We start from the raw sequence: 12,165 nt of genomic DNA, 5'->3' as shown, positions 1-12,165 counted from the left end.
GGCGGGCGAACGCCCGGCGAAACGGCCTTGCAGGAGTCGCGTGGCTACTTGCAGTAGCTGCCGCTGCGGTAGCGGGCGGTGTCGAAGTGGAAATGGTCTTGGTGGTAGCGGTCGGCATTGGGGCCGAGCACCGTGCCGAACGGGCCGCAGGCTGCCTTGTGCAGCTTCTTCATGGTCTTGCCCCATTGCCGGCTGTTCCAGTTGCCGAGCAGCGGGACCTTGGTTCCATTCTCCAGCTCGAAGCCCGACACGTCCACGGCATGGCCGCGCGCATGTTCAGAGAGCTTGCCGCCGGGGATGTTGTTGCGGGTACGGCAGGCGTAGGAGGCCGCGACCGTCACCTTCTCGACGCCGCCGCCCTTGCGCCCGACGGCGGGCTTGAGCGCATCCGCCACCCAGGTGTTGAGCGCCCGCGCCGTGGTGCAATCCACGGTGATCGGGGTGGAGAGCCGGACCCCGGACATCTCGGTGATGCGCACCGGGTTCTCGATGCCGCAGCCGCTCGAGGGCCGACCGACGGTGGGAATGGCGACGCCCTTGATCGCGTTGACCTCGCAGACGGCGCCGGCGGCGGAATAGCGGTCCTTGCGCTTGAAGAGCTTGGCGAAGCCCGCGGGCCGCGCCTCCGGATGGGGGCTGTCGGGGGTCAGCGGCACCAGCAGCGTCGCCGAGGCCAGCTCGATGCCGGCCAGCGGATGCTCCGGGCGCGGCGTCGGCCGGCCCTCGGCGCCGAAATGGATCCGCGTTGTCTGCCGGCTCACCTCGACGAGGCTGTCGGCCGGGATCTCCCAGCGGGCAAACAGCCCGTCGCGCGGCTGCGGGCGGATGTCGGGGCCGGCGGCCTCGGCGGGTTCCTGCCGAGACACCGCCTTGCGGGGCGCCGGAACCGCTGCGGAGGCAAGGATCGCGGCCTCTCGCGCGGCGGTTTCCGTGGCGAGCGCCGGGCGCTGCACGGGCTGGATCGCCGCGGTTGCCTGCCGCAGATGCGGGCGCTGGCTGTCGGTGGGTGCGTTGGCCCATGTGGCCGTCGCGCAAAGAAAAATACCCAGAGTCGCGCCCAGCTTCGTTCTCATCCCTTGCTCTGTCCCTGCCCGTGACCGCGTCCGAAATCCGGCGCGGATGTGTCCTGACCAGCTTGGATAATACCACGGCGGATCGCGCGGGTTCGAGTGAAATACTCGTGGAGCAGGTCGCCGTCGCCCTTGCGGATCGCCCGCTGCAGCCGCATCAGCTCCTCGATGAACCGGCCGAGGATCTCCATCGTCGCCTCGCGGTTGTTGAGGAAGACGTCGCGCCACATCGTGGGGTCGGAGGCGGCAATCCGGGTGAAGTCCCGGAAACCGGCGGCGGAGTACTTGATGACCTCGCTGTCGGTCACCCGGCGCAGGTCGTCGGCCACGCCCACCATCGTATAGGCGATCAGGTGCGGCGCGTGCGAGGTCACCATCAGCACCAGGTCATGGTGCTCGGGCTCCATCAGCTCCACATGCGCGCCCATCCCGGCCCAGAAACGCTCCAGCCGCGCCAGCGCCTGCGGGTCGGTGTCGCCTTCGGGCACGATCAGCGTGTAGCGGTTCTCGAACAGCTCGGCGAAGCCGGAGCGCGGCCCGGAATGCTCGGTGCCCGCCAGCGGGTGCGCAGGGATGAAATGCACGCCCTCGGGCAGGTGCGGCTTCACCGCCTCGATCACCGCGCGCTTGACCGAGCCCACGTCGCTCACCGTGCAGCCGGGCTTCAGGTGCGGGCCGATCTCCTCGGCAACCGCCCCCATCGCGCCCACCGGCACGCAGAGCACCACGAGGTCCGCGTCCTTCACCGCCTCCGCCGCCGTCTCGGCGACCACGTCGCAGAGCCCGTCTTCAGCCGCTATGGCGCGGGTCTCGGCCGAGCGCGCGGTGCCCACGATCTCGCCCTGCAGCCCGGCGCGGCGCCCGGCGTGGATCATCGACGAGGCGATCAGGCCAAGCCCGATATAGGCGACGCGGTCGTAGACGCGGCTCATTGCCGGGCCTCCTGGAAGCTGCGGATGCCGTCGACCACACGCTTGCAGCCGGCCTCGTCGCCCACGGTGATGCGCAGGCAGTTCGGCAGGCCGTAGCTCGCCACCCGCCGCACAATCACACCGCGCGACTTCAGATGCGCGTCCACCGCCTCGGCCTCGGCCACGTCGGCGAAACGGGCGAGCACGAAATTGGCGAGGCTGGTGTCGGAGGGCACGCCGAGCGCCGCCAGCTCCCGCGCCAGCCACGCCCGCATCCGGGTGTTCTCGGCCCGGCAGAACTCGGCGTAGTCGCGGTCCCGCACCGCGGCGATCGCGGCGGCCATCTGGATCTCGGAGAGGTTGAACGGCTGCCGGATCCGGCTCAGCACGTCGATGATCTCCTTCGGGCCATAGCCCCAGCCGATCCGCAGCCCGCCAAGCCCGTAAAGCTTGGAGAAGGTGCGGGTCATGAAGACGTTGTCGCGCGCATCGACCAGCGACACGCCGCCGTCATAGCCCTCGACGAACTCGGCATAGGCACCGTCCAGCACCAGGATCGCCCCCTCCGGCAGGCCGTCGGCCAGCCGGGCGATCTCGTTGCCGCCGATCATCGTGCCGGTTGGGTTGTTGGGGTTGGCGATGAACACCAGTTTCGTGCGCTCCGTGCAGGCCGCCAGCAGCGCGTCCACGTCGGTCACCCGCTCGCGCTCCCTCGCCACCACCGGCGTCGCGCCGACCGCGTGGGCCAGGATCGGGTACATGGCGAAGCCGTGCTCGGTGTGCACCACCTCGTCGCCCGGCCCGGCATAGGCCTGGCAGAGGAACTGCAGCACCTCGTCGGAGCCGACGCCACAGATGATCCGCTCCGGGTCCAGCCCGTGCACCTCGCCGATCGCCTCTCGCAGCGGCGCGTGGTCGGTGTTCGGGTAACGATGCACCTCCGCCACGGCCTCCGCGATAGCCTGTTTCGCCTTCGGGCTCGGGCCGAACGGGTTCTCGTTGGACGAGAGTTTCAGAACGTCCGAAACGCCCTCGACATGGCTCTGCCCGCCCACGTAGAGCGCGATCTCCATGATGCCGGGCTGGGGTGTGATGGGTGCCATGGTCTTCTCCGTTTCCGAGCGCTTCTAGACCACAATCGCGCCCGGTGGAACAGACCCGTTGACGCTCCGCAGATGCCGCAGGAAGCAGGTCCGGCAAGGCCGGGATCGCCGCCGCGCACCCCAATTACCTTACTTATTCAATTTTTGATATATACATAATTAATTTCCAGAAAGTCCTGTGAAATTGCCACAAATCAATGAAATCCAGATAAGTCGGATATAGTATATTTCTATTCGCGGGCCGCAAGGTCCGAGGCGACACGTCGCCGGAGCGATCCGGAGATCTTCGCCGGCATGAGCGGCCCTCGGATAAACAAGGGGGAGATCGGTCATGAAAAACGCGGACAAATTCACTGAACTGATCACTGACGTCATACCCGAAGTGGTCAAGGGGCCAGGAGGCGGAATCCCCGGAGGTAGCGGCGGCGGAGGCGGCCGTGGCGGTGGTGGAGGGCCGCCGGGCGGCGGAGGCGGAGGCGGCGGGTCGCCGGGGGGCGGGCCCATGAAGGGCGAGCTCTACGGTGACCAGATCGTCGTGCTGCGGGATCTCGACCCGACGGACGGCGGTGGCGATGGTGAGCCGTTGCTCGATGTGAACGAGCAGCTAATCGCCGTGGGCTTCGACCCTGCCAACCTGCATCCGACCGACGTCGACACCCTGTTCCCGATCTTCTTCGAACTGGTCGAAGGGGAGGAGGACGATTACGAGATCCCGTCCGTGCTGCAGCCCTATGTGCAGGAAGTCGAGCTCGAGCGGGCCAACGTCGCGCGGGCTCCGTCCAGTGTCATGGAAAAGGCGCTGGATGCCGCGGTCGAAAAGCTGCTCACCGCTGACGTCGTCGACACCGACGCCGCCGGACGGCTGATCTACAGCACCGACGACGGCGCGAGCTTCCTGACCATCGACGCGCCGCTCGAGAACCTGGCGCTCTACCAGGAGCTCATGACGGCCGGGGCCGACAACACCTGGACCTCCGTGACAGAGGCCTGGCCCGAGTTCTTCCAGGAGCTGGAGAACTGGGATCCTTCGGCCCTGCTCGGCGCGGCCTGGAGCAAGGAGGGCGAGATCACGCTCGATGCGATGCTCTACGAGAACACCACGCTCGGTGTGAACGTGGTGACCGGCGGAGACTCGTTGGTGATCGACTACTTCTCGTTCAACGAGAACGGCACGGAAGCCTATGACTACGTGCGCTCCGATCGCTATGCCGACACCTGGATCCGCTGGATCGAGATCGAGGACGGCGCACCGGTCTACAAGGAGGCCACGGTGATGGAGGCCGTGTTCGACAACGAGGAGTGGGGCGTCGAGGATGACGACGGCGTGCTCGAAGCCAACGAGGACGTCTACCTCGCGCTGGCGCCGAACCCGGACGAAGACCCGCTCGATCCGTACGACGACTTCCTGTTCGTCTACGAATCCGCGGCCAACGACGGGGTCAACGACTTCGCACAGGCGGCCGACGATTCCCGCGCGGTCATCGAATTCATGCACGAGTTCATGGCCGTCGAGATCGCGCCGCCAGAGGTGCCGGAGACCATCGCATGACGCGATGCCTCGGCTCGTACCAAGGGAACCGGCGGGCAACCGCCGGTTTCGCCTTTCCGGGGCCATGGCCAGGTTTGATCGAGGTCATCGCCCGAGACCGCACTGAGTGGTAACATATTGGGAAGATGCGGCATTTCCGGAAAGGAGGCCGGCAATGACAAGGCTCAACGCTTACATCCCCGTGGACATGACAATCCTGGACCTCAACAGGATCTGGGGGGAGGCCTATCGTACCGAACTGGTGCCTGACGCAAGCGACATCCCGGAGATCCGCGACTGGTTCTCGGTCTTCTCGGAACTCGACGGCGACTATTACTGGAGCGTGATTGCCGGGCCATCGCTTGAGCTCATCAACGACAGGATCCCGACCGGGACGGCCACCGCCTATTGCGAGTTCATGTATTGGGGCGACCGCTACGTGCCGCTCTGGGAAATCTGGGACGCGGAGTTCTCCGCCCGGGCGCTCTACGAAGCGGCCGGCACCTCCTCGACCGATGACGACCTCGCCCTGATGCGGGAAGTCCTCGCCGGGGACGACCTCATGCTCTTCAGCAACGGCGACGACGTCGGGCTCGGCTACACCGGCAGCGACGAGCTGCGCGGCTTCGACGGGAACGACGTGCTGCGCGGCGGGTCCGGCTCGGACCTGCTGATCGGCAACGCCGGGGCCGACAGGCTCTTTGGCGGCGACCACAAGGACACGCTGAGCGGCAACAGGGGCGCCGACAGTCTCTTCGGCCGCGCTGGGCGCGACGTGCTGCAAGGCGGGGGCGGCAACGACGTGATGATCGGTGGCAGCCATGCCGACCGCTTCGTCTTCAACGACGGCGACGGAAGGGACGTGGTCCGGGACTTCACCGACGACGTCGACACCCTGGTGCTAGACAGCGATCTCTGGGTGGGCGACCTCTACCGGATCCAGGTGATCAACCGCTACGCCGAGGTGGTCGACGGCGCGACCCTGCTCGACTTCGGCGACGAGCAGATCAAGCTCGCCGGCTTCGACGATCTCGACGCCCTGCGCAACGACATCGAAATCGCCTGACAGCCGCCGAAACAGGCAAGGGGCCGCGCCGGTGCATCCCGACGCGGCCCCTTTGTAGTCAGCCGACCAGCACGTTGCGGAAGGCCCAGGGTTCGTCCTCGATCAGATCCTCCGGAAACTGGCTCTGGCGATCGGTCAGCGGCGTCCAGTCGGTGTAATGCGCCTCGACCGGGCCGAGATAGGGCCGCTGCACCTCGAGACACCGGGCGTGGTCCATCTCGTCGGTCTCCACGATCCCCGCACCGGGGTTTTCCAGCGCCCAGACCATGCCCGCAAGCACCGCCGAGGACACCTGCAGCGCCGTCGCGTTCTGATCCGGCGCCAGGTCCTTGGTCTCCTCGTTCGACAGCCGCGAGCCGAACCACAGCGCGTTCTTCTCGTGGCCGTAAAGCAGCACGCCCAACTCGTCGATCCCGCTGGTGATCTCGTCCACCTCGAGGATGTGATGGGTCTCCTGAATCGCGTTGGAGCCGAACATCTCGTGCAGGCTCAGCACCGCGTCGTCGCAGGGGTGATAGGCGTAATGGCAGGTCGGCCGGAACTCCGGCGCGTCCGGGGCGCCGACGGTGTAGTAATCGGCGATCGAGATCGCCTCGTTATGGGTGACCAGGAAGCCGAACTGCGGCCCCGGCGTCGGGCACCAGGTGTTGACCCGCGTGTTGGCGCCCGGCTGCTCCAGCCAGATCCCGGCGCGGCAGCCGGTCTCGTGGCGATGGCCGTTCTCGGGGAACCACGGCTCGAAGGTGCCCCAGCCCAGCTCCGCCGGCTGGAAGCCCTCGGCGATGAAGCCCTCGACCGACCAGGTGTTGACGAAGGCGCCCAGCGGCCGCGGCTCCAGCCGCACCTGGGTGTCGCGCTCGGCGATATGCACGCCCTTCACGCCCAGGTCCCGCATCAGCGCGGCCCAGCCGGCGCGGTCGGCCGGCGTGGTGGCGTCGCGGCCGGTGTCGCGCGCCAGTGTCAGCAGCGCCTCCTTTACAAACCAGCTCACCATGCCCGGGTTGGCGCCGCAGCAGCTCACCGCCGTCGTCCCGCCCGGGTTGGCGGCCTTCTCGTCGCGCACGGCCTGGCGCAGGGCATAGTTGGTGCGCGCCGCGTTGTCCTCGGTGCCGAAGTAATAGCCGGCCCAGGGCTCGACCACGGTGTCGATATAGGGAACCCCGATCTCACGGCAGAATTTCATCAAGTCGAGCGACGAGGTGTCGACGCTCAGGTTGACGCAGAAGCCCTTGCCCGGCTCCAGCAGCCGGCCCAGCACCTCGCGGTAGTTCTCCGGCGTCAGCGAGACGGCCTCATGCGCATATCCACGCGCCGCAATCGCGGCGGCATGGCTCTCCGACGGCTCGATGATGCTCAGCTTGCTCCGGTCGAAGCTGAAATGGCGCTCGATCAGCGGGAGCGTTCCACGGCCGATCGAGCCAAAGCCAATGATGACGATGCGGCCGTCGATCCGGCCATGGTTGGGGTGGTTGGTCATAGGGAACTCCTCGAAGTTTGCACGCGTGATAGGCAGCGTGCGCGGGAATGCAAGCGCCGCCTTTGCTGCCTCAGGCAATCGGCCGAAGCGGCCGCAAAGTCACGCCGGACCAGGCTTTCGGTCAGCCCTGCGAGATCGACACAGGAAAGCCATTCACCACGGAACCGGAGATCGTCGATTCGCGCTCCGCGTGTTCGAGCAGCCGCGCCTTGTCGGCCTCGCTTCCCTCGACCGCCAGCCGGACATCCACCGTGGCGCCGGCAACGCGCAGCGGATCGCCGTCGAAGTCCACGCGCACATCCACCTCGGCATCGGAAATCTCGATCCCGAGCGCCTCCGCACTGAAATGCAGCTGGTTGAAGTAACCGGCCCCGAGCGCCAGCGCCATCAGTTCGCCGCCACTGAGGCCAAGCCCAAGGCCACCGGCGCTGCCTGCGCGCCTGTCAGCGACCACCGTCCTCGATCCCGCCCACCCCAGTGCGGCCCCGGTGCCCGCAACCTTTCGAAACGAAACTTCCAACTGCATACTGGCCCCCTCCTCGCGGCTCGCCCGGGTCGACAGAACCCGTTGAGTCAGAAGATAGCAGATCGCGCCGAAGCCCGGTCCTCCCCCACGCAACGAAAAAGGCCGCGACGGTTTCCCCGTCGCGGCCCTTTCTGTCTCGGACGTCCCTGAACCTTAGTTCTGGGCGTAGAATTCGATGACGAGGTTCGGTTCCATCTGAACCGCGTAGGGCACGTCGGCGAGGCCGGGCGCGCGCACGAAGGTCGCGGTCATCTTGGAATGGTCGGCATCGATGTAATCGGGCACGTCACGCTCGGCCAGGCCAACGGCCTCAAGCACGACGGCGAGCTGCTTGGAGCGGTCGCGCACCTCGATCACGTCGCCTTCCTTGACGCGGTAGGAGGGGATGTTCACCCGCTGGCCGTTCACCAGGACGTGGCCATGGTTCACGAACTGACGCGCGGCGAAGATGGTCGGCACGAACTTGGCGCGGTAGACGACGGCGTCCAGGCGGCGCTCCAGCAGAGCGATGAGGTTCTCACCGGTGTCGCCCTTGACCCGCTCGGCATCGGCGAAGATGCGGCGGAACTGCTTCTCGGTCAGGTCGCCGTAGTAGCCTTTCAGCTTCTGCTTGGCGCGGAGCTGCAGGCCGAAGTCGGACATCTTGCCCTTGCGGCGCTGGCCGTGCTGGCCCGGGCCGTATTCGCGGCGGTTGACGGGGGATTTGGGGCGGCCCCAGATGTTCTCGCCCATGCGGCGATCGAGCTTGTACTTGGCAGAGGTGCGTTTGGTCACCGTCTGATCTCCTTCTTTCGTGCGGCGCCCCCGCATCGCTGCATCAGGGCACCTATGAAGGGCGTTGTCCTTTCCCTGAGCGGGAGACAGGCATCCCCTTGCGGGGGCCACCAACACCAATGAATTTCCTGGCCGCCGCGCAAGACGCGGTGCCGGGATGGCGCTCCTTAGAGGGTCAGGCGCAGGCTGTCAAGCAACCGCCCGGAGACTGCCACGCGCCAACAGCAACGCCGCCTCGCCCCGGCTCAGCCGCCGCCCCGCCACCGGCCCATAGCGCGACGGCTGCGCCAGCACCTTCGGATCGAGATGCTTGAGCAGGTCCGGATCGACCAGCCCCTTGCGCGGCATGACCGCCGCATCGGGGTGGAAGCTCTCGCAGCCCATGCCGTCGGCCACCACAACGCCGTGGCGATCGAGCAGGAGCTGGACATAGGTCACCTCCTGCATCACCGGATCGACGCAGACGCCCGGATGGTCCAGCAGGTCGCCCGCCCGGACCAGCACCGCGCTCCGGCCGAACAGCGCCCGCCCCGCGGGCCCGCCAAGCTCAAGCGTCTGGTCCGGCGCAAGATGCAGGTCGCGCCCGGTCCAGCGCGGGCCTAGGGCCGCCTGCGAGAACCGGATCGGCCGGTGCGCCGGCACATGGCGCAGGTCCGCGGAGGTCAGCCGCAGCTTGCCGGCGAAGCGCACCACGCAAGTGTTGCCGCCCCGCGTGAGCACCTTGTCGCCCGGCACCAGCCGCTCCACCGGCCGTGGCCCCTGCGGCGTCGCAACCCGGCTGCCCGCCACCAGCCCGGTGACCGGCGGCGGCGGCGCCAGCCGCGCCCGCGCCTCGGCGCGCCGGTTGGTGACGATCCGCGCGATCCACAGGTCGCGATCCTGCGGCGGCGGCGCGCCCACGAAGAGGACCAGCGCCGGCCGCCCGTCACCGGGCTCGATCCGGCTCGCGGCATAGCCATGCCGCCCATCCGTCACCACGAAGCCCTGGTCCAATAGGTGCTCGCCGCTCACGTCGATCCGCCCAGGCGCACCCATCGGCACCACCGTCGCGCACATCCGCCGCGCCGTCCGCGCCGCCCGCTCGTGCAACTCCGCGCTGCCAAGCGCCTGCCCCAGCAGCGCCGCGCCCGAAGGCCCGTCCACCCGCATCGCCTGCCCGGCCCAGCGCCAGCTCGCGCCCACGCGCAATTCTCCCGGCGACGGCGAGGCGTTCCCCTCGATGACCGTCTGTGCCCAGGAGATGACGAAGGCCGCATCGGTCCCGTCTGTCATCCTTGATTGCCTGCTCGATGTTTTCTCTATTTTGCCCGATGGTTTACCACATGTTCCTCATCTGGCAAAGCCTGTGATTCGCGAGCGTCTTCCGGCGCACCGACCTCCCCATCGCCCGCCGTCCGTTCGCCCGCCTTCGCACGCCCCACCCCCTGCGCCCCCTGCCGCGCGCTTGCGCGCGGCCCGGCCCAACGGGAGGAGATGCATCCCCGATGCATCGACGACGGGCGGGAGCCATACCGTCTCAGGCCGCACGCCCGGCAAACAGCCGGCTCCCCGGCGCGTGCACCCGGGTCGGCGCCAGCGGCTCGCATACAGCCCCGCTGCCGAGCTTGAAGCGCACCAGCCCCGGCGCGGCGTGGCTGTCCAGCAGGTCCAGATCGAGCGTCCGCACCCCCTGCCCCGCGAGCCACTGCATCGCCCCCCAGAGCAACAGGTTGTGCGCCCCAGCCGCCCGCCCCTCCGGCCCCGACCAGCCGACGTGGTAACTCGTCCCCGGCGGGTGCAGCAGGAACAGCATCGCCGCCACCGGCTCATCCCCGCGCAGAGCCGTGAAGAGCCGCGCCGACCCTGGCCCGCCCACAGCCACCCATGCCGCGGTAAAGGACGCCGGCAGCGCGCGGTAGCCCCGTGTCCGCGCCTGCGCCGCCTCCCTGCGCAGCAGCCAGTGGCCCGGGTCCGCCGGCATCGGCCCCGCCGCGACCACCAGCCCCGCCGCCTCCGCCCGCACCAGCCGGTTCCGCCACTTGCCATGCATCCGCCCGCGCAACGCCTCCGGCCCGCCCTCGAGCGACAGCCGGGCGAGCGAACAGGCGCTGACCGCCGGCAGCCAGCCGCTGCCCGCCATCGGATCCACCCCGCCCACGCCGGGTTCCGGGGTCACCACCACGCAGCGATGCTCCCGCCGCAGCCGCTCCAGCAACCCGCGCAGCCCCGCCACGCGCCGCGCCTCCGGCACCGACCTCGCCCAGACCGGCCCGCGCGACAGCAGCGCCGCCGTTCCCAGCAACGGCCAGCGCCGCACCAGCACCTGCGCCGCGCCTTCCACCTGCCCGTGCCGCCGCATCACGAAGCGCCGCGCGCCGGCTCCCAGGCTCCGGCAGGCTGCGCCGTAGAGCCCGTGCTGCTGCATCGGCAACGCCGCCAGCCCCCCGGGCAGGCGCATCGGCGCGGTCTCTTCCCAATCTGCGTCCAAGCGGCCTTCCTTTCGCGCCGCCATTAACGCCCCCGCAACCTAAGGCGTGGTTAACACGGGGCCATGAAACGCTCCCCGCCGCCCGTGATGGGCATCAAAGCCCCGCCGCCCCGCCCCACCTTCCGCAGCGCTCTCTGGCTCGCCTGCTCGCTCTCGCTGCCGGTGTTCGCCCTCCTCGCCCTTGCCGAGGCGGCCTGGCGCTGGCTGCTGTGATCGCGCCGCGACGGGGCGCGGGCCGCAATCGCACCGGGGGCGGTTTTGCCCTTTTCCTCCCGCCCGTCCGGCATTAGTGGCACAGGCTCCGGTCGCACCCGCCGCGCCCCTGTCACATCGCCGTGGCAGAACCCGCGGCACGGTTCCTGGGGGAGCCGCGGCCACCAGAGAAGTCTGCAGTCGGAGAGCGCACCTTGGCGCATATCATCGTCGTCGGTAACGAGAAGGGCGGGTCGGGCAAGTCGACCACCTCGATGCATGTGGCAACCGCGCTTGTGCGCATGGGCCACCGGGTCGGCACGCTGGACCTCGACCTGCGCCAGCAGAGCCTTGGGCGCTACATCGAGAACCGCCGCGCCTTCTGCGAGAACGAGGGTCACGATCTCGCCATCCCCGCCTACATGAACCTGCCCGACATCCCGCCCGAGCAGGTGCCGCAGGGCGTCAACATCAACGACCACCGCCTGTCGCTCGCGGTGCAGGAGCTGCGCCAGGACAACGACTTCGTCCTGATCGACTGCCCCGGCTCGCATACCCGGCTGAGCCAGCTGGCCCATTCGCTGGCCGACACGCTGATCACGCCGCTCAATGACAGTTTCGTCGATTTCGACCTGCTCGCCCGCACCCGCCCGAAGGACGGCGCGATCCTGGGCCCGTCGGTCTATTCGGAGATGGTCTGGGCGGCGCGGCAGACCCGGGCCGAGGCAGGGCTGAAGCCGATCGACTGGATCGTCACCCGCAACCGCCTCGGCTCGCAGCAGATGCACAACAAGCGCAAGGTCGGAGAGGCGCTGGGCAAGCTCTCGCGCCGCATCGGCTTCCGCGTGGCGCCCGGCTTCAGCGAGCGGGTGATCTTTCGCGAGCTGTTCCCCCGCGGTCTCACCCTGCTCGACCTGCGCGACATCGGCGGCGACCGCCTGAACCTGTCGAACATCGCCGCCCGGCAGGAGGTCCGCGACCTGATCAAGACCCTCGCCCTGCCCGGCGTCACCGTCCGCTTCTGATCCCGCCCTACAAAAGGAAAGGCCAG

General features: G+C 68.5%; 12 protein-coding genes. 4 read left to right on the top strand and 8 right to left on the bottom strand.

Translation table 11 applies throughout. The annotated features are described in order from the left end of the window. Positions 1-44: 44 nt before the first annotated feature. Genes ACFQ2S_RS03895 through hisC form a run of 3 tightly spaced genes read right to left on the bottom strand, consistent with a single transcriptional unit; the run spans position 45 to position 3,084 of the window. A complete protein-coding gene (locus ACFQ2S_RS03895) occupies positions 45-1,073 on the bottom strand; it encodes an extensin-like domain-containing protein (protein ID WP_386072875.1) in 1,029 nt (342 codons plus the stop codon). Next, positions 1,070-2,002 carry a prephenate/arogenate dehydrogenase family protein gene (locus ACFQ2S_RS03890; RefSeq protein ID WP_386072873.1) on the bottom strand — a complete coding sequence of 311 codons (933 nt, stop codon included), beginning with the start codon at positions 2,000-2,002 and terminating at the stop codon, positions 1,070-1,072. Before ACFQ2S_RS03890 ends, ACFQ2S_RS03895 begins: the two co-directional genes overlap by 4 nt. Then, a complete protein-coding gene (hisC, locus tag ACFQ2S_RS03885; protein ID WP_386072872.1) occupies positions 1,999-3,084 on the bottom strand; it encodes a histidinol-phosphate transaminase in 1,086 nt (361 codons plus the stop codon). The genes ACFQ2S_RS03890 and hisC overlap by 4 nt, the downstream gene beginning before the upstream one ends. A gap of 502 nt (positions 3,085-3,586) precedes the next feature. Between hisC and ACFQ2S_RS03880 the strand changes: the two genes are divergently transcribed. Together ACFQ2S_RS03880 and ACFQ2S_RS03875 are read left to right on the top strand one after the other, a co-directional pair. Continuing rightward, complete coding sequence (locus tag ACFQ2S_RS03880) at positions 3,587-4,633, top strand: hypothetical protein (RefSeq protein ID WP_386072871.1); 1,047 nt, start codon at positions 3,587-3,589, stop codon at positions 4,631-4,633. A 154-nt stretch (positions 4,634-4,787) separates the two neighbouring features. Continuing rightward, positions 4,788-5,678, top strand: a complete 891-nt coding sequence (locus tag ACFQ2S_RS03875; RefSeq protein WP_386072869.1) for a calcium-binding protein — start codon at positions 4,788-4,790, stop codon at positions 5,676-5,678. A gap of 58 nt (positions 5,679-5,736) precedes the next feature. Here the strand turns inward: ACFQ2S_RS03875 and ACFQ2S_RS03870 are convergent, their stop codons facing one another. From ACFQ2S_RS03870 to ACFQ2S_RS03850, 5 genes are all read right to left on the bottom strand, one after another. Beyond that, complete coding sequence (locus tag ACFQ2S_RS03870; protein ID WP_386072867.1) at positions 5,737-7,155, bottom strand: homospermidine synthase; 1,419 nt, start codon at positions 7,153-7,155, stop codon at positions 5,737-5,739. Between the two features lie 121 nt (positions 7,156-7,276). Continuing rightward, positions 7,277-7,681: an OsmC family protein gene (locus ACFQ2S_RS03865; RefSeq protein ID WP_386072865.1), complete on the bottom strand. Its 405-nt coding sequence runs from the start codon at positions 7,679-7,681 to the stop codon at positions 7,277-7,279. A 153-nt stretch (positions 7,682-7,834) separates the two neighbouring features. Then, on the bottom strand, positions 7,835-8,455 hold the full coding sequence (rpsD, locus tag ACFQ2S_RS03860) for a 30S ribosomal protein S4 (RefSeq protein ID WP_386072864.1): 621 nt from the start codon (positions 8,453-8,455) through the stop codon (positions 7,835-7,837). Positions 8,456-8,644: 189 nt separating this feature from the next. After that, positions 8,645-9,727: a Hint domain-containing protein gene (locus tag ACFQ2S_RS03855; RefSeq protein WP_386072862.1), complete on the bottom strand. Its 1,083-nt coding sequence runs from the start codon at positions 9,725-9,727 to the stop codon at positions 8,645-8,647. 244 nt (positions 9,728-9,971) lie between these two features. Continuing rightward, positions 9,972-10,922, bottom strand: coding sequence for a GNAT family N-acetyltransferase (locus ACFQ2S_RS03850; protein ID WP_386072860.1), 951 nt, complete (start codon positions 10,920-10,922; stop codon positions 9,972-9,974). Between the two features lie 63 nt (positions 10,923-10,985). Between ACFQ2S_RS03850 and ACFQ2S_RS03845 the strand changes: the two genes are divergently transcribed. Both ACFQ2S_RS03845 and ACFQ2S_RS03840 read left to right on the top strand, forming a co-directional pair. After that, a complete protein-coding gene (locus ACFQ2S_RS03845; protein ID WP_386072858.1) occupies positions 10,986-11,135 on the top strand; it encodes a hypothetical protein in 150 nt (49 codons plus the stop codon). Between the two features lie 194 nt (positions 11,136-11,329). Next, positions 11,330-12,139: a division plane positioning ATPase MipZ gene (locus ACFQ2S_RS03840; protein ID WP_089230723.1), complete on the top strand. Its 810-nt coding sequence runs from the start codon at positions 11,330-11,332 to the stop codon at positions 12,137-12,139. Positions 12,140-12,165 lie beyond the last annotated feature (26 nt).

Origin of the sequence: Tropicimonas aquimaris (assembly GCF_042676185.1) — a bacterium.
Classification (GTDB): Bacteria; Pseudomonadota; Alphaproteobacteria; order Rhodobacterales; family Rhodobacteraceae; genus Tropicimonas; species Tropicimonas aquimaris.
Note: the sequence above shows the minus strand (reverse complement) of the source record. Positions and strands in the feature narration are given on the sequence as shown.